The 26,705-nt window shown below is 60.8% G+C and carries 16 protein-coding genes; 3 read left to right on the top strand and 13 right to left on the bottom strand.

The window, feature by feature from the left end:
- Positions 1-209: 209 nt before the first annotated feature.
- From lplT to ABVR31_RS04275, 8 genes are all read right to left on the bottom strand, one after another.
- Entirely contained in the window at positions 210-1,400 is a 1,191-nt protein-coding gene (gene lplT, locus ABVR31_RS04310; RefSeq protein WP_372771878.1) for a lysophospholipid transporter LplT, read from the bottom strand.
- Entirely contained in the window at positions 1,397-3,547 is a 2,151-nt protein-coding gene (gene aas / locus ABVR31_RS04305; protein WP_325924938.1) for a bifunctional acyl-ACP--phospholipid O-acyltransferase/long-chain-fatty-acid--ACP ligase, read from the bottom strand. The genes lplT and aas overlap by 4 nt, the downstream gene beginning before the upstream one ends.
- A gap of 90 nt (positions 3,548-3,637) precedes the next feature.
- Positions 3,638-5,029 carry an efflux transporter outer membrane subunit gene (locus ABVR31_RS04300; RefSeq protein WP_372773972.1) on the bottom strand — a complete coding sequence of 464 codons (1,392 nt, stop codon included), beginning with the start codon at positions 5,027-5,029 and terminating at the stop codon, positions 3,638-3,640.
- Between the two features lie 12 nt (positions 5,030-5,041).
- Positions 5,042-8,143: an efflux RND transporter permease subunit gene (locus ABVR31_RS04295; protein WP_372771876.1), complete on the bottom strand. Its 3,102-nt coding sequence runs from the start codon at positions 8,141-8,143 to the stop codon at positions 5,042-5,044.
- Positions 8,140-11,289, bottom strand: a complete 3,150-nt coding sequence (locus tag ABVR31_RS04290; RefSeq protein WP_372771874.1) for a multidrug efflux RND transporter permease subunit — start codon at positions 11,287-11,289, stop codon at positions 8,140-8,142. The genes ABVR31_RS04295 and ABVR31_RS04290 overlap by 4 nt, the downstream gene beginning before the upstream one ends.
- Positions 11,286-12,491 carry an MdtA/MuxA family multidrug efflux RND transporter periplasmic adaptor subunit gene (locus ABVR31_RS04285; RefSeq protein WP_372771872.1) on the bottom strand — a complete coding sequence of 402 codons (1,206 nt, stop codon included), beginning with the start codon at positions 12,489-12,491 and terminating at the stop codon, positions 11,286-11,288. The genes ABVR31_RS04290 and ABVR31_RS04285 overlap by 4 nt, the downstream gene beginning before the upstream one ends.
- Before the next feature lie 443 nt (positions 12,492-12,934).
- Positions 12,935-14,665: a penicillin-binding transpeptidase domain-containing protein gene (locus tag ABVR31_RS04280; RefSeq protein WP_021506690.1), complete on the bottom strand. Its 1,731-nt coding sequence runs from the start codon at positions 14,663-14,665 to the stop codon at positions 12,935-12,937.
- A gap of 311 nt (positions 14,666-14,976) precedes the next feature.
- Entirely contained in the window at positions 14,977-17,250 is a 2,274-nt protein-coding gene (locus ABVR31_RS04275) for a molybdopterin-dependent oxidoreductase (protein WP_372771870.1), read from the bottom strand.
- Between the two features lie 196 nt (positions 17,251-17,446).
- Between ABVR31_RS04275 and galR the strand changes: the two genes are divergently transcribed.
- Positions 17,447-18,448: an HTH-type transcriptional regulator GalR gene (galR, locus tag ABVR31_RS04270; RefSeq protein WP_031279486.1), complete on the top strand. Its 1,002-nt coding sequence runs from the start codon at positions 17,447-17,449 to the stop codon at positions 18,446-18,448.
- A gap of 153 nt (positions 18,449-18,601) precedes the next feature.
- On the opposite strand, the gene ABVR31_RS04265 is transcribed toward galR, so the two are convergent.
- Both ABVR31_RS04265 and lysA read right to left on the bottom strand, forming a co-directional pair.
- Positions 18,602-19,054: a GNAT family N-acetyltransferase gene (locus ABVR31_RS04265; RefSeq protein ID WP_058757074.1), complete on the bottom strand. Its 453-nt coding sequence runs from the start codon at positions 19,052-19,054 to the stop codon at positions 18,602-18,604.
- Positions 19,054-20,307: a diaminopimelate decarboxylase gene (lysA, locus tag ABVR31_RS04260; protein WP_372771868.1), complete on the bottom strand. Its 1,254-nt coding sequence runs from the start codon at positions 20,305-20,307 to the stop codon at positions 19,054-19,056. Before lysA ends, ABVR31_RS04265 begins: the two co-directional genes overlap by 1 nt.
- Positions 20,308-20,417: 110 nt before the next feature.
- Between lysA and ABVR31_RS04255 the strand changes: the two genes are divergently transcribed.
- The gene (locus ABVR31_RS04255; RefSeq protein WP_159377858.1) at positions 20,418-21,338 is read left to right on the top strand and encodes a LysR family transcriptional regulator; all 921 of its coding nucleotides are present in this window, start codon (positions 20,418-20,420) and stop codon (positions 21,336-21,338) included.
- Here ABVR31_RS04255 and ABVR31_RS04250 read toward each other — a convergent pair.
- Entirely contained in the window at positions 21,335-22,498 is a 1,164-nt protein-coding gene (locus ABVR31_RS04250; RefSeq protein WP_058775879.1) for an MFS transporter, read from the bottom strand. The genes ABVR31_RS04255 and ABVR31_RS04250 overlap by 4 nt on opposite strands.
- A gap of 391 nt (positions 22,499-22,889) precedes the next feature.
- Here ABVR31_RS04250 and ABVR31_RS04245 point away from each other — a divergent pair, with 391 nt between their 5' ends.
- Positions 22,890-23,516 (top strand): hypothetical protein, encoded by a 627-nt coding sequence (locus ABVR31_RS04245; RefSeq protein ID WP_021506683.1) that lies wholly within the window; start codon positions 22,890-22,892, stop codon positions 23,514-23,516.
- 141 nt (positions 23,517-23,657) lie between these two features.
- Here ABVR31_RS04245 and lysS read toward each other — a convergent pair whose 3' ends face one another.
- Positions 23,658-25,178, bottom strand: a complete 1,521-nt coding sequence (gene lysS / locus ABVR31_RS04240; RefSeq protein ID WP_021506681.1) for a lysine--tRNA ligase — start codon at positions 25,176-25,178, stop codon at positions 23,658-23,660.
- A 9-nt stretch (positions 25,179-25,187) separates the two neighbouring features.
- Positions 25,188-26,286, bottom strand: a protein-coding gene (gene prfB, locus ABVR31_RS04235; protein WP_104093670.1) for a peptide chain release factor 2 whose coding sequence is annotated in 2 segments (ribosomal slippage) — positions 25,188-26,210 and positions 26,212-26,286 — 1,098 coding nt in all. Because the reading frame shifts where the segments join, the coding sequence is not laid out codon by codon here.
- Positions 26,287-26,705: the final 419 nt, after the last annotated feature.

The raw sequence follows: 26,705 nt of genomic DNA, 5'->3' as shown, positions 1-26,705 counted from the left end.
CAGTCCAGGGCATAGTGAGTCTCCTCTGCTATGCCGTTTATAACTGTTACCCATGTGCCCGGTCTAAAGTGTTACCTATGTGGCCGGTTTGTACCTCAACGCGCACCCTACAGGGTTCGTTACCCTCGCGTACCTGCTGCGGTTTTGGCGTACGCGCCGGGCCAGGGTAGGGTCGCCATTCATGGCGACCTGGTCCCTTTCTGCACCGCTCAGCGACGCGCTCTCCACCACAGCACGGCAATCGCCATGGCGAACAGCGCGCCGAAGCCCACGCCCGTCGCGACCGCCGGCGCACCCAGCTTAATCGCCACGGTATACAGCCCCAGCATCAGCAGCATCGCGCTGTTCTCACCCAGGTTTTGCACCGCAATCGCGTTGCCAGAACCCACGGTATCTTTGCCGCGCTCCTGCAACAGCGCGTTGAGCGGCACCACAAAGAAGCCGCCGAGTGCACCAATCAGCATCAGTAGCAGATACGCATTCAGCAGGCTATGCTGCAGCGAGAACAGCACCACCATCACGCCAATCAGCACGCCGGCCGGCATGCAGCGCCGCACCGTTTGCAGCGTGACCAGTTTTGCCGCCGCGCCCGCGCCGATAACGATACCGATCGCCACCATGGCATTTAGCGTGGTCGGCGTTTTATTGTCCGTGATGCCCAGCGCCACCGGCACCCACAGCACCAGCAGGAAGCGCAGCGTGACGCCGGCGCCCCAGAACAGGCTGGTGCCGAGCAGCGAGAAGCGGGTTTCACCGTTACGCCACAGCAGCTGTGCCGAGGCGATAAAGCTGCGCAGCATCGCGCCAGCGTGCCAGCTCTGGCCGGGGCGCGCTGCCAGCAGACGCGGAATGAACAGATTCGCCACCACCGCCAGTGCGTAAGTGAGTGCACACACCACCAGTGCTGCCAGCAGATGCCAGTCGGCGAGCACGCCGCCTGCCACCGAGCCGAGCAGAATCGCCGCGATAGTCGACGACTCCATCAGCCCGTTGGCTTTCACCAGCCGCGCGCCGCTGGTGATCTCCGTCAGGATGCCGTATTTCGCCGGCGAATATGCCGCCGCGCCAACGCCCACCAGCGTGTAGCCGAGAAACGGATTAAAGCCGAAGCAGATCACCAGCGCACCGAGCAGCTTGAGGCTGTTGGCAAACATCATCACCCGCCCTTTGGCAAAGCTGTCGGCCATCTGTCCGACAAACGGCGCGAGCAGAATGTAAGTGGCCACAAACAGCATCTGCAGGATCGGCTGGCTCCAGTCCGGATAGAACTGACTTTTCAGCAGCGCCAGCGTGGCGAACAGCAGCGCGTTGTCGCCAAAGGCAGAGAAAAACTGTGCCACGATCACCGCCAGCATACTGCGCGACAGCAACGGCGCGTCCGGATTCACCGACTGACTCATGCCCGTTCCTCTTCTGCCAGCTGTTTCAGGCTGACGTAGTCTGGTTTGCCGCTGCCCAGCATCGGCAGCTGTTTCATGAAGCGAATATCGCGCGGCACGGCCAGCTCTGGCGCCCCCATCTCACGCGCGGCCTGCTGCAGCCGCTCGCGGCTGAGTTCACTGTCAGTGGTAAACAGCACCAGCGCTTCGCCACGCTGGCCATCGGGCCGCAGCGACGCCGCGTGCTGTTTCTCCGCCGAGGCTTTCAGGGCTATCTGCTCCACGCTCTCCAGCGACACCATCTCTCCGGCGATTTTGGCGAAGCGTTTAGCGCGCCCCTGAATCTGACAGAAACCGCCCTCGTCAAAGCTGACAATATCCCCGGTATCGTACCAGCCGGCTTCCTGTTCGCCCTCGCCGTTATCCGCCACCGGTGGCTCCAGCACGCCGGGGTTTTCCACCCGCAGGTAGCCGTTCATCACATTCGGACCGCGCAGCTGCAGCCGTCCGCCCTGCTCAATGCCGGGCACCGCAATCAGACGTGAATCCATGCCCGGCAGAATACGCCCGACGGTATGCGATTTGGCGGCCATCGGCACGTTGATTGCCACCACTGGCGCACACTCGGTCACGCCGTAACCTTCGAGGATGCGGATGCCGTACTTCTCCATGTAGATCTGGCGCGTGCCTTCCTGCAGCTTCTCAGCACCGGCCACCACGTAGCGCAGCCGGGCGAAATCGTACGGGCTGGCAAAGCGCGCATAGTTGCCGAGGAAGGTGGAGGTGCCGAACAGCACGGTGCAGTTACGGTCATAAACCAGCTCCGGCACGATGCGATAGTGCAGCGGGCTGGGATAGAGAAATACCTGCGCGCCGGTCAGCAGCGGCGTGAACAGCCCGACGGTGAGACCGAAGGCGTGGAACAGCGGCAGCGCCGACATAAAGCGGTCGCGCGGGGTGAAATCAGCCACGGTGCGAATCTGCTCCACGTTCGCCAGCAGGCTTTTGTGCGAGTGCACCACGCCTTTGGGATTGCCTTCCGAGCCGGAGGTAAACAGCACCATTGCCGCGTCTTCTGGCTGCTGCGCAACCTGCGCCCGGCGCGGCAGCAGCAGGTGCGCGAGGATCCACAGTTTGTCCTGCAGCGTGACGGTATCCTTCAGATCCTCCAGATAGATCCACTGCACCTCCGTCAGCCCCTGCGGCAGGTGCCACAGGTTGCCCTTCTCCAGGAACTGGCGCGAGGTAAACACGGTTTTCACCTGCGAGGCGGTCAGCGCCGCGCGCATGCCGTTGATGCCGGCGGTGTAGTTGAGCATGGCCGGCACGCGACCGCGCAGTGAAGCCCCGAGAATCGCTGCCGCGGTCACCGTGGCATTCGGCAGCAGCAGGCCAACGAATTCGCCCTGCTGGCTGTAGCGCTCCAGAATGCGTCCGACGCCGAGCGCTTTTTTCAGCAGTCCGGTGTAGCTGTCCGGCTTAAAGTTGATGTCTTCGATGCAGGGTTTGCTCAACCCGTAACGGGTGCGTGCATTGAGAAAAGCGTCGAACAGCGTTTCGCGCGGGCGCACCGCCATGCGCGCTTCCATCATCACATGATGTAAATGCTCACCGGCCAGCACGCGGCGGTCGCGCGCGCGTTTCGCTTCCGGCATGGGAATCACCGTGGCCGGCAGCACCGTCAGGGTAATGCGCGGGAACAGGCGGCGTTTAAACACCCCGGCCAGGCGGCCAAACGGCGTGTACTCTGCGCCTTCAATACGCATCGGCACCACGGTGGCGGCGGATTTCGCCGCGACGAAGCCAGCGCCGCTGTAGATTTTCATCAATGAGCCGGTGACGGTAATGCGCCCTTCCGGAAAGATCACCACCGGACGCCCTTCGTTGATCATGCGCACCAGATGTTTGATCGACATCGGTTTGGTGGGGTCGAGCGGCACGAAGTCGATGACCGGCCTGAGCAGGCGCATATACCACTGTTCGCTGATCGAGGAATAGACGGCGAACACCGGTTTGATGGGCAGAAACAGCGCCAGCAGCACGCCATCGAGAAACGACATATGGTTTGGCGTGATCAGCACTTTTTCTTTGTGCAGGGCAGTCAGATCGCCACGCAGTTCAACGCGCCATAACAGGCGACAGAGGAAACGCAGAACGGTAAATAGCATGCCAGCTCCTTAGCAGCGGTAAAAAATGGTTCTTACCTTGCAGGATCCGGGGATGTTCGACAAGTAGCGCAGTGATTTATCGTGATGAATTCAGGGTGATTCGCCCTGCCAGCCGCCGCCCAGCGCGGCGATCAGCGCCACGCTGCTCACCCACTGGCTGCTCTGCAGCGACAGCAGGCTCTGCTGCTCACTCAGGCTGCTGTTTTCCGTGGTAGCGACATCAAGGTAATCAATCATGCCGGCGTCATACTGGTTGCGCGTTACGCGTGCTGACTCCTGTGCCGCCACGGCGGCGCGCTGCTGCGCGGCGATTTCCCCCTGCAAGGTATTCAGTTCCACCAGGTTATCTTCCACTTCTCCCAGCGCGCTCAGCACCGTCTGGCGATAGGTGGCCACGCTGGCATCATAGGCGGCACGCGCCTGCGCCACTTTCGCCGAGGTCGCGCCAAAGTCGAGCAGCGTACCGCTGAGCTCCGGCCCCAGCGACCAGGCGCGATTCGGCAGCGACAATAAGCTGTGGATCGCTGAGGCGGTCACGCCACCGCTGGCGCTGAGCGTCAGGTCGGGATAATAACCGGCAATCGCCACCCCGACCGCCGCGTTGGCGGCCGCCACGTTACGTTCGGCATAGGCGATGTCCGGACGGCGCTGCAGCAACGCCGAAGGCAGGCTCTGCGGAATGGACGGCAGCGTGGCATCCAGCTTCGCCACCGGCAACGTAAAGTCGGCTGGCGCACGCCCCAGCAGCAGCGCCACCGCGTGCTCCAGTTGCGCGCGCTGCCACTGATAATCCTGCGCCGAAGCGCGGGCGCTCTCCAGCTGCATCTGTGCCTGCGCCAGGGTGGCGCGGGATTCGCTACCGGCGCGGTACTTGTTGTTAATCACGCTGAGATAGCGCTGATAAGCTTCAATGCTGCGCTGATAGAGCGCGATCTTTTCGTCGATGATGCGCAGCTGAAAATAGTCCTGCGCCAGCTCTGACTGGGCGCTCAGCGTGACATTGGCCAGTTCAGCCTGGCTGGCCTGCGCGCTGGCCTTATCCTCTTCCTGGGTGCGGCGCAGTTTGCCCCACAGATCCAGCTCCCAGCTGGCATTCAGCGTAGCGCTGTGGCTGTTGCTGACGCTGCGCTGACCGCTGGTGCTGGCACGGCTGCCGCTGCGCGTGCTGCTGACATCGTAGTCGAGTGAGGGAAACAGCGCCGCGCGCGACTGCGCGCTTAGCGCCTGGGCTTCGCGATACTGCGCCGCATAACTGGCGACGTTCTGGTTAGAGATGCTCACCTGGCGCAGCAGGCTGGACAAGGTGGCATCGTGATACACCGTCCACCACTCCCCTTTGCGACTGGCGTCCTGCGGCGTGGCCTGCGTCCAGCCTTTGGCCTCTTTATAGTGCGTCGGCAGCGCCATCGCCGGACGCTGATAATCGGGGCCAACGCTACAGCCAGCAACCAGTAGCGCCGCCGTCAGCGCGCCAATGTTCATCATTTTCATCAATCAGGATTCCACATGACGCACGCGCCGCCACTGACGCTGGGTGGCGCGGCTGAGACGATCCAGCCAGAGATAGACCACTGGCGTGGTAAACAGGGTCAGCAGCTGGCTCAGGGCCAGACCGCCGGCAATCGCAATCCCCAGCGGACTGCGTAAATCAGCGTCGCCACCGCTGCCCAGCGCCAGCGGCAGAGCGCCGAAGAAGGCGGCCAGCGTGGTCATCATGATCGGCCGAAAGCGCATCAGGCACGCCTGCGTAATCGCCTGCTGCGGCGACAGCCCCTGGCTGCGCTCGGCGTGCAGGGCAAAATCGATCATCATGATGGCGTTTTTCTTGACGATACCGATCAGCAAAATGATGCCGATCAGCGCAATCACCGTCAGCTGCGTATTGGTCAGCAGCAATAGCAGCAGCGCCCCGACGCCTGCCGATGGCAGCGTGGAGAGAATGGTCAGCGGGTGAATGTAACTCTCATACAGTACGCCCAGGACGATATACACCGCCGCCAGCGCCGCAATAATCAGCCACGGCATGGTGGCGGTGAGCTGAGAGAACGCTGCGGCGGTGCCGGCAAAGCCCGCCTGAATGCTGGAGGGCAACCCCAGCTGTGCCATCGCTTGCTTAATCAGCGTCTGCGCCTGCTCCAGCGACACGCCGTCGTTGAGGTTGAAGGCGATGGTGCTGGTCGCTGACTGGCCCTGATGCGCAACCGACAGCGGCGCGTTGCCGCCGCTGAAGCGGGCAAAGGCCGCCAGCGGCACGCGATCGCCGCTGTCGTTAATCACATACAGTTGTTGCAGCATGGCCGGATCGCGCGTGTCGCTGTCCTGCAGGGCCATCACCACATGGTACTGATTGAGCGTGTGATAGAGCGTGGCAATCTGTCGCTGGCTAAAGGCATTGTTCAGCAGCGTGTCCAGCATCTGCACGTTAACGCCCAGCCGCGTGGCGCGGTCGCGATCGATGTTGATCACCACTTCCTGTCCGCCGGTTTGCGCATCGGAATCCACGCTGTTGAGTTGCGGTATCGCGGCCAGCGCCGTCTGGACTTTCGGCGTCCAGCGGCGCAGCAGATCGAGATCGTCAGCCTGCAGGCTGTACTGATAAGTGGCGTTGGCGCTGCGCCCGCCGATGTGCAGATCCTGCGCGGCCATCAGGAACAGCTGCGCTCCGGCAATATGGCGGGTTTTCTGGCTCAGCCGGTTAGCCACTTCGGTGGCACTGGCGCTGCGCTGGTCAAAATCTTTCAGCCGGACAAAAAAGTTGGCGCTATTGCGCGAGCCAAACATGCCGCTGCCCATTGACGACATCACGCTGTCTACCGCCGGATCGGCCTCAATGATTTTGGTGAACGCCAGCATCTTTGGCTTCATCGCCTGGAAGGAGATGTTCTGGTCAGCGCGCAGGGCGCCCATCAGCAGGCCGGTGTCCTGATTGGGGAAAAAGCCCTTTTGCACCACGCTAAACAGAAACAGATTGAGCAGCACGGTGAGCAGTAAACTCAGCAGGGTGATCTTCTGGTGCGCCATCACCCACGCCAGGCCACGCGCGTAGGCGGCCAGCAGCGCGTTGAGCGCATTTTCGATCAGCTGATAGAGCGGATGCGGCCGCCGGGTGACCAGCGGCTTCGGCCGCAGCAGCCGGGCGCACAGCATCGGGGTCAGGCTGAGCGAGACAAACATGGAGATCAGCAGCGAGACCGTCAGCGTCACCGCAAATTCGCGGAACAGGCGGCCAACAATACTGCCCATTAGCAGAATCGGGATAAACACCGCCACCAGCGACACCGTCATCGACAGCACCGTAAAGCTCACTTCATGGGCACCGCGCAGGGCGGCACGCAGCGGACTCAGACCGGCTTCGATGTGCCGGGTGATATTTTCCAGCACCACGATGGCGTCATCAACAACAAAGCCCGTGGCGATGATCAGCGCCATCAGCGACAGGTTATCGAGACTGTAACCGAGCAGATACATCACCGCGCAGGTGCCGATTAACGACACCGGCAGCGCCAGCGCCGGAATCACCACCGCCTGCAGATTACGCAGGAAGACAAATACCACGGCAATCACCAGCAGCATCGCCACCAGCAGCGTCTCTTCGGTGTCATACAGGGAGGCGCGCACCGTTGGCGAACGGTCCACCACCACTTTGAGCTGGGTATCGGCAGGCAGATCTTTCTCCAGCTGTGGCAGCTGCGCTTTGATGGCGTCAATGGTGTCGAGCATGTTAGCGCCGGCCTGACGCTTGATGGCGATCATCACCGACGGCTGTGAATTGAGAAAGCCGGCCTGATACTGATCCTCCACCGAGTCATACACCGTGGCGACGTCATGCAGTCGCACCGCCTTACCCGCGTGGTAGCTGACTATCAGGTCGCGGTACTGTGCCGCTTTGTCCAGCTGGCCGTTACCGTCCACCATCCAGGACTGGCTGCTGCCCTGCAGCATGCCTTTCGGCAGATTGGTGGTGCTGCTGGATACGGCGCTGCGCACCGTATCCAGCGCAATGCCATAGTGCGTCAGCTGTTGCGGCTGCAGATCGATGCGGACCGCCGGCAGCGCGCTGCCCATCAGCGACACCTCGCCCACGCCCCTGACCTGCCCCATCGCCTGTTCAATTTTGCTTTCGGCGAGGTCATACAGTTCACCCGGCGTGCGCGTGGCGGAGGTAAGCGCCAGCATCACAATCGGCGCGTCCGAGGGATTCGCTTTGCGATAGGTCGGCAGCGACTCCATAGCACTCGGTAGCAGGCTGCGCGCCGCGTTTATCGCCGCCTGTACGTCGCGCGCCGCGCCATTGATATCGCGGTCAAGTTCGAACTGCAGTATCACGCTGGTCGAGCCCTGCGAGCTGGTCGACGTCATCTCCGTCACACCGGCAATCTGGCCGAGCGAACGCTCCAGCGGCGTCGCCACCGTGGCCGCCATGGTTTCCGGGCTGGCACCGGCCAGGCTGGCGCTGACCATGATGGTAGGAAAATCCACCTGCGGCAGCGGCGCGACGGGCAGCAGCCGGTAGCCCAGCGCCCCGAGCAGCAGGATCGCCAGCGTCAGCAGCAGCGTGGCAACCGGGCGAAAGATAAACAGCCGGGTGATGTTCATGGCTCGCCCCGCGCCTGCTGCTGCCGGCGCTGCACGTAGCGCTTACCGCGCTGCGCCAGCCCATCAAACCACAGATAGATCACCGGGGTGGAGAACAGCGTCAGCACCTGGCTCACCAGCAGGCCACCAACAATCACCAGCCCGAGCGGCTGACGCAGTTCAGCACCCGAACCGGAGGCCAGCATCAGCGGCAGCGCCCCAAGCAGCGCCGCCATGGTGGTCATCAGAATCGGCCGGAAACGCAGCAGGCAGGCCTGATGGATCGCTTCGCGCGGCGTCATATGCTGCTTATGCTGCGCCTCCAGCGCGAAGTCGATCATCATAATGGCGTTCTTTTTAACGATGCCAATCAGCAGAATGACACCAATTAGCGCGATCAGGCTGAATTCGCTGCCCGCCAGCATCAGCGTCAGCAGCGCCCCGACCGCCGCCGACGGCAGCGTGGAGAGAATGGTCACCGGATGAATAAAGCTTTCATACAGAATGCCCAGCACCACGTACATGGTGATCAGCGCCGCCAGAATCAGCCACAGCGTGTTGCCGGTGGCACTCTGAAACGCCGCGGTTTCACCCTGATAACGCAGCGTTATGCTGGCGGGCAGTTTAAGCTGCTGCGTGACCTGTGCAATCGCCCGCTGCCCCTCCTCCAGCGAATAACCGGGGTTAAGATTGAACGACACCATCACCGCCGGGAACTGATTCAGACGCATGTGCATCAGCGCTCCGGTCCGCGCATGCACGCTGGCGATGGCGGTGAGTTTCACCATGCCGGTGGTGGTGGTCTCACTGTCGCTGTCGCTGCCGGTTGATGCACTGCTGCTCACCGGCAGATAAACGTCATCAAATGACGCCGGCGACTGCTGATACTGCGGCGCCACTTCCAGCACCACGCGATACTGATTCGCCTGGGTAAAAATGGTGGAAACCAGCCGCTGACCAAAGCTGTTGTACAGCGCGGTGTCGACGTCAGCTGCCGTGATGCCGTAGCGCGCCGCTTTATCGCGATTCAGCTCCACATAGGCCACGCGCCCCTGATCCTGCAGGTTGCTGACCACGCCATTAAACTCCGGGCGCTGCTGCAGCGCAGCTATCAGCTGCGGCGTCCAGCGCACCAGGTTTTCGCTGTCGGCATCATCAAGGGTGAACTGGTACTGGCTCGGCGTCACCTGATCGTTGACCGTCAGGTCCTGTGCTGGCTGCAGATAAAGCTGAATGCCGGCGACCTGGCGCGCCGCCTGCTGTAGCTGCGCAATCACCTCATCAGCTTTGACGTCGCGCTGGTCAAACGCTTTCAGGTTGATCTGCAGGCGCCCGCTATTGAGGCTGGTGTTATTGCCGTCGATACCAATGGTTGAGGACACACTCTCGACCGCCGGATTTTGCAGGATCACCGTTGCCAGCGCCTGCTGACGCTGCGCCATCGCCGTGAAGGAGACATCCTGCGACGCCACGGTCACCCCCTGAATCAGCCCGGTATCCTGCGTGGGAAAGAACCCTTTCGGGATGGCAAGATACAGCAGCGCGGTGAGTGCAAAGGTTGCCAGCGCCACCAGCAGCGTCAGCTTCTGATGGTTGAGCACTACGCTGAGCAGGCGGTCATAGCCGCGGACCAGTTTGTCAAACAGCTCGCCGCCTTTGCGCGCAAAGCGTGACTGTTGCGACTCCGGAATATGCCTTAACAGCCAGGCACACAGCATAGGCGTCAGCGTCAGCGACACCACCATCGACACCAGAATCGAGACGGCCAGGGTGATGGCGAATTCGCGGAACAGCCGTCCGACCACATCGCCCATAAACAGCAGCGGAATCAGGACCGCAATCAGGGAAAACGTCAGGGAAATAATGGTGAAGCCAATCTGCTGCGAGCCTTTCAGCGCGGCCTGCATCGGCGTTTCCCCCTGCTCCAGCCGGCGCGAAATGTTCTCCACCACCACAATCGCGTCATCAATGACAAACCCGGTGGCGATGGTCAGCGCCATCAGCGACAGGTTATTGAGGCTGAAATCGGCGAGATACATCACGCCAAAGGTGCCAATCAGCGACAGCGGTACTGCCACGCTGGGAATCAGCGTCGCCGCCACGTTGCGCAGAAACAGGAAGGTCACCATCACCACCAGTGCGATCGACAGCATCAGTTCAAACTGTACGTCGCTGATCGAGGCGCGGATGGTCTGCGTGCGATCGGCAAGCACACGCATTTTCACGCCATCCGGCAGCGCCGCCTGCAGAACGGGCAGCTGCTTTTTAATGCTATCCACCACCTGAATGACGTTGGCGCCAGGCTGGCGCTGCACGCTGATGACAATCGCCGGACGGTTATTGGCCCACGCCGACTGAAAGCGATTCTCCGGCCCCTGTTCGATATGGGCGATATCTTTCAGCCGCAGCGCCGCACCGTTCTGCCAGGTGAGAATCAGATTGCCGTATTCGGCCGCGGTACGCAGCTGGTCGTTGGCGTCGATGGTCACCGAGTGATATTTGCCGTCGAAGCCGCCTTTCGAACCGTTGACGTTGCTGTTGGCGATCAGCGTATTGACGTCTTCCAGCGACAGCTTGTGCGCCGCCAGCGCTTTTGGATCCATCTGCACGCGAATCGCCGGCTGATTGCCGCCCGCCAGGGTCACCATCCCCACACCGTTGATTTGCGACAGCTTCAGCGCCACGCGCGTGTTCACCAGATCCTGCACCTCAGTCAGCGGCAGCGTGTCGGAACTGGCGGCCAGCGTGATCACCGCGCTGTCGGCCGGATTGACCTTTTTATACGTCGGCGGATTGGGCAGATCGTCCGGTAGCAGATTATTCGCCGCGTTGATCGCCGCCTGGACTTCCTGTTCGGCGACGTCAAGCGACAGATCGAGGCTGAACTTCAGGGTGATAATCGATGATCCGCCCGAGCTGGCAGACGTCATCTGGCTAAGACCGGCCATCTGACCGAGCTGACGCTCCAGCGGCGAGGTTACGGACGAGGCCATCACGTCCGGGCTGGCGCCAGGATAAAGGGTAGTAACCTGAATGGTCGGATAATCCACCTGCGGCAGCGCCGAGGTGGAGAGAAAGCGATAAGCGAACAGACCGGCGATCAGCACGCCGATCATCAGCAGAATCGTCGCCACCGGGCGCAGGATAAACAGACGAGACGGATTCATGGCTGGGTACTTTTGCTGTCGTCAGCCAGCTGGACTTTGCTGCCGTTAGTCAGACGATCGATCCCCTCGGTCACCAGACGATCGCCTGGCGCCACGCCCTGCAGGATCGCCTGACGATCTTCCCCCAGTGCCGGTCCGGTGGTGACCGCTTTGCGCGTCACGCTATTATCTTTGTTGATAATAAACACAAAGCTCCCGTCGCTGCTCAGCTGCAGCGCCTGCGCCGGAATCACCGTCGCGTTTTTCAGCGTGCCGGTTTGCAAACGCAGATTAACGAACTGGTTGGCAAACAGCGCTTCGTCCTGGTTAGGAAAGCTGGCTTTCAGTTCGATGGTGCCGGTGCTGGTATCGATCTGATTGCTGATGTACTTCACCTCACCCTGCGCCAGTATGGTGCTGTTGTCCTGATCGAAGGCCGTCGCGGGCAGGCTCTGGCCGTTGCGCAGTGCGCGCGTCAGCTGCGCGATGTAACTTTGCGGCACGCTGAACGTCACGGCGGCAGGCTGCATTTGCGTCACCACCACAATGCCGGTGGTGTCGCTGGTCTGCACCATATTGCCCGGATCGACCAGCCGCAGACCTACGCGGCCGCTGATCGGCGAGGTGATGCGGGCATACTCAATATCCAGTTTTGCGCTGGCGATTTGCGCCTGATCCGCCGCCACCGCGCCCTGATACTGGCCGACGGTAGCAATCTGGCTATCCAGATCCTGGCGCGACAGCGAGTCCTGCGCTGCCAGCTTTTTGTAGCGTGCCAGCGTCAGTTGCGCACTGTGCAGCAGCGCCTGGTTCTGGCTGAGATCGCCCTGATACTGCGCCAGCGTCGCCTGATAACTGCGCGGATCGATCTGCGCCAGCAGCTGACCGGCGCTGACTTTCTGCCCTTCAGTAAAGAACACCTGCTGCAGCTGCCCGGCCACGCGGCTGGTGACGGTGACGCTGACGTTGGGGATCACCGTGCCGAGCGCATTCAGGTACACCGGCACGTCGGCCGTCGCGGCAACGCCGCTGTGCACCATCGTTGCCGGGCCGCTCATCGGCGCCGCGCCGCGATGACCGCCTGGCGGCAGGTCGCCGGGTGCTGCGCCCCGCTTGCCGCCTGCCACACGCCAGATCACGCCTGCCGCGATCAGCAGCACCAGCAACACAAGCAGCCATTTCAGCCAGCGGGAGAAACCAGAACGGGGAGCATGGATAGTCATCAGCGTCTTCAGATCAGCAAAAGTGTGGGTAAAAACCCCGGTAAGCAGGGGATTATTTCAGCGAAAATCATCACGACGCGCATTATCGGCGGATCGCCAGAACGTTTTCTATACGCAAACCGTAAGCGTTTCGTTAAGAGATGCAGGATTTAAACCGCGCCCGGCAGCGGTCGGTAATGGCGCGCGCAGGCGCTATAAACGGGAGAGGAGGACAACTTACAGGCAAAAAAAACCCACGCATCCGCGTGGGTCGGTGCAACCGAACAGGGTGAATACCACAAGGGTATCGCTGCCGCAGCAGCCGATCTTCACACCAATCAATACCTCTGGGACCTTTATCGTCGCGCAATGGCGGCACGGATAACAGCCGCAAATCGCAACGGAGTTCGGCGAAATGCAACGAGGTGTGAAAAGCTCGACTGCGCGTTTACATCCTGATTTCGTTAAGATTTATCTGATGCCGGTTTACTGTAAATCGCGTCGGGTGCCACGTTCATGTGTTTCAGCACCGGCCCCATGATGTTGCCGAATACCGGCGCGGCCACCGAGCCGCCAAAGTGATCGCCAGCGGTAGGATGGTTAATCATCACCACCAGCGCAACTTCCGGATGGCTGGCCGGCGCGATGCCGGCGGTGTAGTTGACATAGCCGCCGTCATATTTGCCGCTGCTGCCCATCTTCTCCGCGGTACCGGTTTTGGTCGCCAGCCGGTAGCCCGGTACCGCCGCTTTCACCCCGGTACCGCCCGGCAGCACGTCACTCTCCAGCATGTGCACCACGGTTTGCACGATCTGCGGATCCGCCACCTGCCTGCCCAGCACCGGTGGCGTCACTTTGGTGATCGACAGCGGGCGATAGACGCCATACGAACCGAGCGTGGCGTATTCACGCGCAATCTGCAGCGGCGTTACGCGCAGACCGTAACCGAACGAAAAAGTGGCGCGCTCGATGTCCGCCCAGCGCTGGCGATGCAGCGGGAAGTAGCCCACGCTCTCTCCGGTCAGCCCCAGCCCGGTCGGCTTGCCGAGACCAAACGCCTGATAGGTGTTCACCAGCGCTTCCGCCGGCATTGCCAGCGCGATGTGCGAGACGCCGATGTCGCTGGATTTCTGTAAAATGCCGGTCATGGTCAGGCGCGGCCAGTGACCAACATCGCGGATCAGGTGGCCGTTGACGCTGTAGGGCGTGGTGTCGATCACCGAATCGGGGCGCACCAGATGACGCTGCAGCCCTTCCATCACCACCAGCGGCTTCACCGTCGAACCGGGCTCGTAGCTGTCGTTGATGGCGGTATTGCGCATTTGCGCCGGCGTGGCGTTGTCATAATTGTTGGGGTTGAACGATGGATAAGACGCCATAGCGAGGATCTCGCCGGTGTCGATCTTCACCAGCACCGCCGCGCCCGAATCGGCCTTGTTGAGCAGCACGCCGTCGCGCAGCTTGCTGTACAGCGTAAACTGGTCAAATTTGTCGATACTGAGCTGCACCGTCGGCGGCTGCTTCGGCGGCTCGTAATCGATCATCGCAATAATGTTGCCGTCCCCGTCCTGGCGATACACCTCTTTACCCGGCTCGCCCTGCAGTACCCGGTCAAAGCCCTTCTCCAGCCCGTTAAGCCCGTTATTGTCCGCCCCGACGATGCCAATCAGCGGCGCCGCGGCCTCACTCATCGGATAAAAACGGCTGTCGTCATACACCGAACTGATGCCTTTCAGATGCAGCTCTGCAATATCTTTGGCAATGCCCAGCTCGATTTTGCGCCCGAGATAGAGGAAGCGCTTTTTCGGATTGGCGGTGATCTGCGCGCGCAGCTCGTCCGGTCGCAGATTCAGCGCCGCCGCCAGATAGCTCCATTTGGCGCTGGTGAAATCGGGATTGGCCTCCAGCACGCGCAGCGGATCGGCGATGATATCGCGCGATGGCACGCTGAGCGCCAGCGCCTGGCCGTCGCGGTCGAGCAGCGTGCCGCGGTTGGTCGGCAGCGTCACGGTACGCAGCGAGCGCTGGTCGGCCTCGTGCTCCAGCATCGGATGATTGATCAGCTGCAGATCGCCGACGCGCGCCAGCAGCAGGCCCATGCAGCCTAATACGCCCAGACAAATCAGACGAAAACGAAACGGGTTAAACGGGGCTTTAATCTGGTCTTTTCCCAGAAATTTTTTAATCGGGGGCATGGCGATCCGCTGCGATAAAAGATGAATCCAAAGGGGTTAGCTGCAGTTATAAAGAAAGGTAAAGCGAGTTGACAGGAAAACAATGTATCAGTTCGTTTATGCCCGATTGAGGTCACCGCGACGGGACGCGTCACACCGGCAGATCGCAGGCAAAAAAAACCTGCGCATCTGCGCAGGTCGGTGTAATCAAGAAAACTGTTGATGTTCACCCATCAATACCTCTGGGACCCTGACTGTAGCAAGTTGCTCAGCGCAGAAACTATCACTCAAACGCAACAGTTACCGGCAAAATGTAACCAGCGGTGAGATTGTTAGCCGATTGTGCAACTGGCGTGTTTTTTGATTTCCACCAGGCAGCTCATGGCGTTCGGGCCCTGAGTTAACGACGAGGTCCCGATGTCGAGCGTCAGCACGTTAGGGTTGCCGGCGCGGTCCCACGGCTGCCACGCTTTGCCAAAACCGGGATCGAACCAGGCGCCGGTGGCGATGATCACCACACCGGGCGTCAGGCCGTCCGTCAGGCGGACGCCAGCCAGCATACGGCCACGCGCGTTGCTCACTTCAATCTCATCGCCGTCGCTGATACCGCGCGCGGCGGCATCGTCAACGTGCATATACAGCGTTTCGTGACCGGCGGTTTTGCCGGCCTGCACCGTGGCGGTAGCATCCAGCTGGCTGTGCAGGCGATCCGCAGGCTGCACCGAAATCATGTGCAGCGGGAACTGCGCGCTGAGCGCTGCGCCAAGCCACTCCTGCGGCGCGCGCCACTCCGGATGCCCGGCGAAATCCGCCAGCTGGTAATCGGCGATGGTCTGGCAAAACAGCTCAATTTTGCCGCTGGCGGTGTGAATCGGATGCGCCTGCGGATCGGCGCGGAAATCATCCATAAACACGTACGGCTTGCCGCCCTGCGGAATCTCAACAAAACCGCGCTGCCAGAATGCCTCGAACTCCGGGAACGCGATGTCCAGCTGCGCATGCGCCTGCGCGCACTGCTGGTAAAGATGCTCAATCCACTGCATCTCGTTGCGTCCTTCGGTAAAGCGCTCGCGGTAGCCGAGGCGATCGGCCAGATCGGCAAAAATATCAAAGTCGTTACGCGCCTGATGCTGCGGTTTAATCGCCTGGTGCATCGCCAGCACGAAGCGGTCACGCGACGAGCCGCCAATGTCGTTGCGCTCCAGCGTGGTGGTGGCCGGCAGCACGATGTCCGCCATCTGCGCCGCGGGCGTCCAGACGATATCCTGCACGATGACCGTATCCGGACGCTGCCAGCCCTCGACCAGCCGGTTGAGCTGCTGGTGATGGTGGAACGGATTGCCACCTGCCCAGTGCACCAGGTGAATGTCGGGATAGTGCAGCGTCTCGCCCTGAAACGCATACGGCTGGCCGGGATTGAGCAGCATGTCGCTGATGCGCGCCACCGGGATCGACAGGTTTGCCGGATTCGGGCCGGTGCTCATCAGCGGCGCCGGGCCTTCCTGGCGCGGATTGCCGACGCTGTTCATCGAGCCATGGCCAAAAGAGAAGCCGCCGCCCGGCAGTCCCGGCTGGCCCAGCATCGACGAGAGCGCAATCATCATCCAGTACGGCTGCTCGCCGCGATGGGCGCGCTGCACCGCATAAGCACAGGTGATGAAGCTGCGTTTGCCCGCCAGCTGCTGCGCCAGCAGTGCGATACGCGCTGCCGGGATGCCGGTTATCGCACTGGCCCACGCGGACGTTTTCGCCACGCCGTCGCTTTCGCCCAGCAGATAGGCACGCAGCTGCGGCCAGCCGGTGCAGTGGCTGGCGAGGAAAGCCTCATCGATCGCGTTGCGGCGGGTAATTTCATAGCCGAGCGCCAGCATCAGCGCCACGTCGGTGTTCGGGCGAATCGGAATCCACTCGGCGTTAACGAACGCCGGGCAGTCATCGCGCATCGGGCTGATGTTAATGATCGGCGTGCCTTTGGCGCTCAGCTGCTGCAGCGCCGGTTTCAGGCTGTGCTCGCCGGCGCCGCCGGAGGCCACCTGCGCATTTTTCAGCGCCAGGCCGCCAAAGGCGACGAAAATTTCTGCATGCTCCACCACCTGCGGCCAGTCGGTGACGCGGCCGGTGAGCGGCATATAAGTGCCAATCACGTACGGCAGAAAGAACTGTGCCGCGCCCCAGCTGTAGTTACCCTGCTGATCAACGCCACCGCCGCCCTGGAAATAGAAGCGACGAATCAGGGTGCGCGCGTGGTTAACGCGACCGGCTGATGACCAGCCGTACGAACCGTTGAAAATGCCGGAAGCGCCGTAGCGGTCGCGCACCCGGCGGTTCTCTTCCGCCACCAGATCGAGCGCGGTGTCCCAGTCCACGGCGACAAAATCTTCCCGGCCGCGCAGCGTGCGATCGCTGTTTTCACGCGACTTCAGCCACGAACGGCGCACCATCGGCTGACGGATGCGTTTATCCGAGTACACCAGTTCAGGGAGAGTGTGGATCATCGGGGAAGGATCGGCATCGGCGAAGAAAGGTTCGCAGGCAATCAGGCGCTGATTTTCGGTGACGGCGGTAAACGCGCCCCAGTGCGCAAGGTGCGGCACACGAGTTTTCATGGTTATGGGTCCGGCAGGCAGGTGTGATTCAGGCTGGCAGCATAGCACGGTGCCGTTACCGGGCTAAAGCCTCGCCGTGAGCGTCTGATTTTCCGCACTTTTGCGACAGCGCTGACATTCTGGCGGGTTGCGGCTGCCGGGCTTTTCCGTAACACTGAGAGCATGTGTAAACGTTTTCCCGGATGTCGACCATTGCATGGCTACTATTAAGGATGTTGCCCGCATGGCGGGGGTGTCGGTCGCGACCGTGTCCCGCGTCATCAATAATTCGCCCAAAGCCAGCGAGAGTTCGCGCCTCGCCGTTACCCAGGCCATGGAACAGCTGCAGTATCACCCGAACGCCAATGCCCGCGCGCTGGCGCAGCAATCCACCGAAACGCTCGGGCTGGTGGTAGGCGATGTGTCAGACCCGTTTTTTGGCGCGATGGTGAAAGCGGTCGATGAAGTCGCCGGGCAAACCGGCAACTTTCTGCTGATTGGTAACGGTTACCATAATGAGCAGAAAGAGCGTCAGGCGATTGAACAGCTGATGCGCCATCGCTGCGCCGCCCTGGTGGTGCACGCCAAGAAAATTCCCGATGACGATTTAGAGCTGCTGATGAAGCAGGTGCCGGGCATGGTGCTGCTGAACCGGCTGCTGCAGGGGTTTGAGTCACGCTGCATTGCGCTGGATGACCGCTACGGCGCCTGGCTGGCCACGCGCCACCTGATTCAGCAGGGTCATACGCAGATCGCCTTTATCTGCTCGACGCACACCATCTCTGACGCCGAAGATCGGCTGCAGGGCTACTACGATGCGCTGAAGGAGCACGGTCTGCCGTGCAACGACCGGCTGGTGGCGTGGGGAGAACCGGATGAGGTCGGTGGCGAGCAGGCAATGACGGAACTGCTCGGACGCGGCAAGCAGGTGAGCGCGGTGGCGTGCTACAACGATTCGATGGCCGCCGGTGCGCTGGCGGTGCTGAGCGATAACGGTATTCGCGTGCCGGAAGAGATGTCGCTAATTGGCTTTGATGATGTGCTGGTGTCGCGCTACGTGCGTCCGCGCCTGACTACGGTGCGCTATCCGATTGTGACCATGGCGCAGCAGGCCGCGCAGCTGGCGCTGGCGCTGGCCAACGGCACCGCGCTGCCGGAGGTGACCAATATGTTTAGCCCGACGCTGGTCAGGCGGCATTCGGTGGGTGGACCGGGTTAAACGGGTGCAGGCTTTCCCTCACCCTGACCCTCTCCCTGAGGGAGAGGGAACGTTCCAGAGCGCGGTCAGCTCTTGCGGCAGGGAGCGCGCGGTCAGCCCCCTCGCCCGCTTGCGGGAGAGGGTCGGGGTGAGGGCCAGCGCGCACCCAACCCACTATAAATCCTGCGAATACACCTTCACCTGCACCTCAGGAAACTCCAGCGCATCACACTGATACTGCCAGCCGAATCGCTCGTAGTAGCCGCCAAACGTTGACCACAGCCACACCGTTGCATAGCCGCGCTGGCGGGCGTAATCCAGCACGTGCTGCTGCAGGGCGGCGCTCAGCCCCTGCCCGCGCGCCGCTTCATCCACATACAGCGCGGCAACCCACGGATAGAGATCCTGACGGCTAATCAAATCACAGCGCCAGAACCCTACCGTGCCGTGCGGCACGTCATCGTCGTCCAGCGCGACAAAGGTCACCGGAAACGCGGCACCGTTCAGGCTACTGCGAACAATGCTGTCGTAAAACGCGCGCGAGGTGCCGTCACCAAACGCCTGCCACAGCCAGTCGGTGATCTGGCTGGCGTGATGCGGCACACTGCTGAGCGGCACGATGCGCATCAGCTCAGCTCCAGCGCCAGCAGTTCCTGAATGGTCTGCGCACGGCGAATCTCACGCGGCACGCCCTGCTCAAACAGCACTTCCGGGATCAGCGGACGGCTGTTGTAGTTGGAGGACATTGATGCGCCGTAAGCGCCGGTATCATGGAACACCAGATAATCGCCGACCTGTGCCGCTGGCAGCGCGCGGGTTTCCACTTTGCCCCCTTCCAGCTGGGTAAACACATCTCCCGACTCACACAGCGGCCCGGCCACCACGCTCTCCACATTCGCCTCACCCGGCGCGCTGCCATCGGCAGGCAGCAGCGAAATATGGTGATAGCTGCCATACATCGACGGACGCATCAGATCGCTGAAACCGGCATCCACCAGCACAAAGTGACGGCTACCCATCTGCTTCACCGCCCGCACCTGCGACACCAGTACGCCCGACTCTGCCACCAGGAAACGGCCCGGCTCGATCTCCAGCTTCACCGCATGGCCGAGGTGCGCCGCGATACGCTCGCGCGCGCCGTTCCACAGGCCGTAATAGTGCTGCGTATCAATCGCCTCCTCACCAAAGCGGTAAGGAATCGACAGCCCGCCGCCCGCCGAAATGGCCTGCAGGTCCTGGCCAAAGGCCACTACCTGATCGACCATCGCGTCGCACACCTGCTGCAGATGGCCGTAATCGACGCCGGAGCCAATGTGCATATGTAGCCCCACCAGCTGCAGGCCATGCTGCTGAATCGCCGCCAGCGCCAGCGGCAGATCGCTGTGCCAGATGCCGTGCTTGCTGTTTTCGCCGCCGGTATTAGTTTTCTGGCTGTGACCGTGGCCAAAGCCCGGATTAATGCGCAGCCAGACGCTGTGACCCGGCGAAACCGTGCCGAGCTGATGCAGCATATCCACGGATCCGGCATTCACCGGCACCTTCAGCTCGGCGATGCGCGCCAGCGTCGGTGAGTCCAGCACATCGGCGGTGAACACAATATCCTCGCCGCCCGGCTGAAAACCGGCAGCCAGCGCACGTTCGATCTCGCCGAGCGAGACCGAATCGACCTTGACGCCGGCGGCACGCATCAGGCGCAGAATATGAATATTTGAGCAGGCCTTTTGCGCAAAGCGCACCACGTCAAACGCGCTGAGCTGCGCAATACGCTGCTGAATGATTTCGGCATCGTAAGCCCAGAACGGGCCGCTGTAGCGCTGCGCCAGCGGCAGCAGATTTGTGGCGTTAAGCGCCGTCTGGGAATCGTTAAGTGGACGTGGCATGAGCATTCTCCTGAGTCGTTGCTTTCATTTAGCCACAGCACAGTGATGCAGAAAAATATCTGTTTAAGCATCAGCTATGCAAATATGATATGGGTGACACGGAGGCGACGATGGCAAAAATTAACTGGCGGCATATCGAAATCTTTCACGCGGTTATGACCAGCGGCAATCTGACCCAGGCTGCCACGCTGCTGCACACCTCGCAGCCAACAGTGAGCCGCGAACTGGCGCGGCTGGAGCAGCAGCTGGGCTTACAGCTGTTTGAGCGGGTGCGCGGCCGCCTGCAGCCCACCGTGCAGGGGCTGCGGCTGTACGAAGAGGTGCAGCGCTCGTGGTACGGTCTGGATCGCATCATGGATGCCGCCGAAGGGTTACGCAATTTCCGCCAGGGCGAGCTGTCCATCGCCTGCCTGCCGGTTTTTTCCCAGTCGCTGTTGCCGCCGCTGCTGCAGCCGTTTTTACAGCGCTATCCGCAGGTGAGCCTGAATATTATTCCGCAGGAGTCGCCGCTGCTGGAGGAGTGGCTGTCGGCGCAGCGCTACGATCTCGGTCTGACCGAAACCCAGCATGCACCCGCCGGGACTGAACGCCTGGCACTGCTGACCTGTGATGAAGTGTGCGTGCTGCCGCCGCAGCATCCGCTGTGTCAGCGGGCGGTGCTGACGCCGCAGGATTTCCACGGTGAAAACTATGTCAGCCTGTCGCGCAGCGATAGCTATCGTCAGTTGCTGGATGCGCTGTTCCATGAGCAGCAGGTGGAGCGGCGGCTGGTGCTGGAGACGCACAGCGCCGCGTCGGTGTGCGCGATGGTGCGCGCCGGGGTGGGTATTTCGATTGTTAATCCGCTGACGGCGCTGGATTACGCCGACAGCGGTGTGGTGATGCGCCGCTTCAGTATTGCCGTGCCGTTCACGGTGAGCCTGGTGCGGCCACAGCATCGGCCGGCATCGGCGCTGGTCGATCACTTTTGCGACCACCTGCAGCAGCAGGTGGCCACCTTTCCGCAGCGCATCGCCCGGCGTCTGGCTTAAGCGCGCACCGTCTCGCGCTGACCGCCCGATTTGCGGAAGGTCAGCAGACAAACCACTAATCCCGCTGCCGCCAGCGCTGCCGCCGCGACCGGCACCGCCGTCAGGCCATAGCCTTTATCGATTACTGCGCCGCCCACCCACGCACCGAGTGCGTTACCGACGTTGAAGGCCGAAATGTTGAGCGTCGACACCAGATTTGGCGCGTCTTTACCGTGGCGCACCACGTTAATTTGCAGGCCCGGCACGGTGGCGAAGGTCGCCATTGCCCACAGGAACAGGGTTACCTCTGCCAGCCACAGCGCATGGCTGGTCCAGCTGAACAGCAGCGAGAACACGGCGATCAGCGAGAAGCTGAGGATCAGGCTGAACGACACTTTCCAGTCCGCCAGTTTCCCGCCAACAATGTTACCCACCGTCAGGCCAGCGCCAATCAGGAACAGCGTCCAGCTGACACCGCGATCGCTGATGCCGGTCACCTGCAGTAGCAGCGGCGCAATGTAGCTGAACAGCGCAAACATCGCGGCGGCAAAACACACCGTCATCAGCAGCGACAGCCACAGTTTGCCGTTGGCCAGCGCGCTGATTTCGCTCGCCAGGTGTACCGGTTTTTCATCTTTGTTGGTCGGCAGGCTGACGATCAGCGCGATGAACGCGAGGATGCCAATAATCGCCACGCCCCAGAAGGTGGCGCGCCAGCCAAACAGCTGACCAAACCAGGTGCCGAGCGGCACGCCCAGCACGTTGGCCAGCGTCAGACCGGTAAACATCAGCGCCACCGCCGACGCCTGACGGCTCGGCGCCACCAGGCTGGCCGCCACCACTGAACCGATGCCGAAGAACGCACCGTGACACAACGCGGTAATGACGCGCGCCAGCATCAGCAGGTTATAGGTATAAGCCAGCGCACAGAGTACGTTGCCGATGATGAAGATGATCATCAGCAGAATCAGGGTACGTTTACGCGGCAGCTTCGCGGTCAGCAGCGCCATGATTGGCGCGCCGATGGCCACGCCCAGCGCATAGCCGCTGATCAGCCAGCCCGCAGAAGGAATCGACACCTGCAGGTCACCCGCCACTTCCGGCAGTAACCCCATGATGACGAACTCCGTGGTGCCGATGGCGAACGCACTCAGCGCCAGCGCCAGTAATGCAACAGGCATAACACACTCTCCCAAAATAATTTTGCAGGCGGGCCGCACGACGAACGCCGTACGGTTAAGACAGACGCGTATCCCTCCGACAGTGCGGGGATATTTATTTTTGAACTGCGTCACAGTCTGCTATTAAAGCACAGCCTCTGACTCTCAACCACCCGGGCGGCAGCAAGGCTATTTTGCCTGCGCGGCAATAATCCCGGCGCTGAAAAGTGTCGCTTATGCATCACTGAGACAGGACGGCGATAACAGACTACGCTTGATAACAGGTTGTGATCGCTGTCACAGCGACGGCGCTTTCTGGCATTAAATCAGGCAGTAAAGGATGGTCGCACATTGCCGATACCCCAATGGATTGCCCGGTAATGCGGCGTCAACACAACAGGGGGACAGAGTTATGCGATGGATCATCGCGCTGGCGATCGGCGGCTTAAGCGGCTGCTCGGTCGGGCACTATGAATACAGCTCAGAAGCGGCCAGGCGCGTCGATATGACCGTCACCGGCATCCCCACCGTGCTCGGCATGGGTGCGCTGGGCACCACTATCCCCCTGACGCGCGAATACAGCCTGACGGCGGCGCACGTGGCCAAATATTCGCTGTATCGGGTGAAGGCCTGGCATCCGGAGTGCGATATCGCCGTGGTTTATCATGCGAATAAAGAAGCCAACCTGCCCCCGCAGTTCCGCAACAGCCATATCGGCGACAACGTTAATCTGTATGGGTATAGCTTTATCTCCGCGCTGCCGGTGGCATCAAGCGGCAAAAACCTGATCAATACGACGCTGAGCAATGACTGGAATAAGGCCAGTTGCGTGGTGGTGGCGGCCAATGCCGGCGTGGTGAAAGGCATGTCCGGCGGCGCGGTGTATAACGCCAGCGACGACACGCTGGCCGGGGTGATTGTCGGCTATAGCAGTCGGATTGATGATAATAAGAGCGGCAAAACGCTGTTTAAAGATGTGGCACTGTATGTGCCTTATGCGCGGTTCCAGGCGTGGCTGGATGGGGTGGTGAAGTCTTAGGTTGGGTGCGCGCTGATGCCCTCACCCCGGCCCTCTCCCACGGGGAGAGGGAGAAAACCAGAGCGGCCCTCTCCCACCGGGGTACAGGCAAGTCCCCTCTCCCCACGGGAGAGGGTTAGGGTGAGGGTGAAGGCAACCTGATTACTTACCGGTCGGGCGCAGAGCCGGGAACAGGATCACGTCACGAATGGTGTGGCTGTTGGTGAACAGCATGACCAGGCGGTCGATACCAATGCCCAGACCCGCAGTCGGTGGCAGACCGTGCTCCAGCGCGGTAACGTAGTCTTCGTCGTAGAACATCGCTTCGTCATCACCGGCGTCCTTCGCGTTGACCTGTTGCAGGAAACGCTCGGCCTGATCTTCCGCATCGTTCAGCTCGGAGAAGCCGTTACCGATTTCACGGCCGCCGATAAAGAACTCAAAGCGGTCGGTGATTTCCGGGTTCTCGTCATTACGACGCGCCAGCGGTGACACCTCTGCCGGATACTCGGTGATGAAGGTTGGCTGAATCAGGTGCGCTTCGGCGGTCTCTTCGAAGATCTCGGTCACCACGCGGCCCAGACCCCAGCTCTTCTCCACTTTGATGTGCAGCGCGTTGGCAATCGCCACGGCTTTGTCAAAGTCATCCAGATCGGCGAGGTCCGTTTCCGGACGGTATTTCTTGATCGCTTCACGCATGGTGAGCTTCTCAAACGGCTTGCCGAAATCGAAGGTGTGCTCACCGTAAGGCACTTCCGTGGTGCCCAGTACGTCCTGCGCCAGGGTGCGGAACAGGCTCTCGGTCAGTTCGATCAGATCTTTGTAATCCGCATACGCCATATAGAGTTCCATCATGGTGAACTCTGGATTGTGGCGCGGCGAAATCCCTTCGTTACGGAAGTTACGGTTGATCTCAAACACGCGATCAAAACCGCCGACCACCAGACGCTTGAGGTACAGCTCCGGCGCGATACGCAGGTACATGTCGATGTCGAGCGCATTATGATGGGTGATGAACGGACGCGCGGACGCACCGCCCGGAATCACCTGCATCATCGGCGTTTCCACTTCCATAAAGTCGCGGTTAACCATGAACTGACGAATGCCGGCCATGATTTGTGAGCGAATTTTGAAGGTCTTGCGCGAATCGTCGTTGGAGATCAGGTCAAGGTAACGCTGACGGTAACGGGTTTCCTGATCGGCGAGGCCGTGGAATTTGTCCGGCAGCGGACGCAGCGCTTTGGTCAGCAGGCGCAGCTCAGAGATGTGGATCGACAGCTCGCCGGTTTTGGTTTTGAACAGCTTACCGCGCGCGCCGAGGATATCGCCGAGATCCCACTTTTTGAACTGCTCGTTATAGACGCCTTCCGGCAGATCGTCACGCGAAACGTAGATCTGGATCTGACCGCCCACATCCTGCAGGGTGGCGAACGACGCTTTACCCATGATGCGGCGGGTCATCATACGACCGGCTACGCTCACCTCAACGCCGAGCGCTTCCAGCTCGTCGTTCTCTTTGCTGTCATAGTCGGCATGCAGACGATCGGAGGTGGTGTCACGGCGGAAATCGTTAGGAAACGCCACGCCCTTTTCACGCAGCGCGCTGAGTTTTTCGCGACGCGCTTTCAGTTCGTTGTTTAACTCAAGGGCGGCATCAGCGCTCTGCGGTTGTTGTTCAGACATGTCGGTTCCTTATAGCCCTGCTTTTAAACTTGCTTCAATAAAACGGTCAAGATCGCCATCCAGTACGGCCTGGGTGTTACGCGTCTCTACGCTGGTACGCAGATCCTTGATGCGCGAATCGTCAAGAACGTATGAACGGATCTGGCTGCCCCAGCCGATGTCCGACTTGTTCTCTTCCGCCGCCTGCTTGTCGGCATTCTTCTTCTGCATTTCGTATTCATACAGCTTGGCACGCAGCTGTTTGAAGGCCTGATCTTTGTTCTTATGCTGCGAGCGGTCGTTCTGGCACTGCACCACAATGTTGGTCGGCAGGTGGGTAATACGCACCGCGGACTCGGTTTTGTTAACGTGCTGACCACCGGCACCCGAGGCGCGATAGACGTCGATACGCAGGTCGGCCGGGTTGATTTCGATGTCGATGTTGTCATCCACTTCCGGGTAAATAAATACCGAACTGAAGGAGGTGTGACGACGACCGCCTGAGTCGAACGGGCTCTTACGCACCAGACGATGAACGCCGGTTTCGGTACGCAGCCAGCCGTAAGCGTAATCACCGATGATTTTGATGGTGGCTGATTTGGTACCGGCCACTTCGCCTTCGGACTCTTCGATGATCTCGGTTTTGAAGCCTTTGGCTTCCGCCCAGCGCAGATACATGCGCAGCAGCATGCTGGCCCAGTCCTGCGCTTCGGTGCCGCCGGAGCCAGCCTGAATATCCATGTAGCAGTCGGCGCTGTCGTATTCGCCGGAGAACATACGGCGGAACTCCAGTTCACCCAGCTTCACGTCCAGTGCGTCCAGCTCGACCACGGCTTCGTTAAAGGTCTCTTCGTCGTCGGCTTCAACCGCCAGCTCCAGCAGACCCTGCACATCTTCCAGCCCCTGCTGCATCTGGTCGAGCGTTTCAACCACCGCTTCCAGCGAGGCGCGCTCTTTGCCCAGCGCCTGCGCGCGTTCAGGTTCGTTCCAGACGTCCGGCTGTTCCAGCTCGGCGTTTACTTCTTCGAGGCGTTCTTTCTTAGCATCGTAGTCAAAGATACCCCCTAAGAACGCTGCTGCGCTCGCTGAGGTCCTGGATACGATTTTTGACCGGATTAATTTCAAACATGGCTTTTCAGTCTTTTTTGACGATTCGGTGAGAGGAGATAAAAGTAACGCGCTAGTTTACCCGAAAGCGCGCCTGGTTTGTAGCTTTGCACATCAATGGCTATACCGCGTATGAACCGGCAGAAAATAATTGCGTCAGTTCTGGAAACCGGCAGGTAAGGCGGTTGCCAGAAATCCCGCTGTCACTCGCCACCGGCGCGGTGTGCCTTCAGAATTTTCCTACATAATCACGGCAATAAACGCCAGCTGGCGTCATTAAAACCCATGATTTCTCAAACAAAATCATTAAAACTCCACCATCAGAAATGTCTGGTTCGAAGCGTGATATAGCGTGATTAGCCTGCGCAATGCTGCGCTGTCCTGGCCATCAACCGGCCAGTGCGCACCTTATCCTTTCTGCACCCTGGCGGAATCTCAGGG

The organism is Pantoea sp. WEP (assembly GCF_041678305.1).
Lineage (GTDB): Bacteria > Pseudomonadota > Gammaproteobacteria > Enterobacterales > Enterobacteriaceae > Pantoea > Pantoea dispersa.
This window is presented reverse-complemented; position numbering and strand designations above follow the sequence as displayed.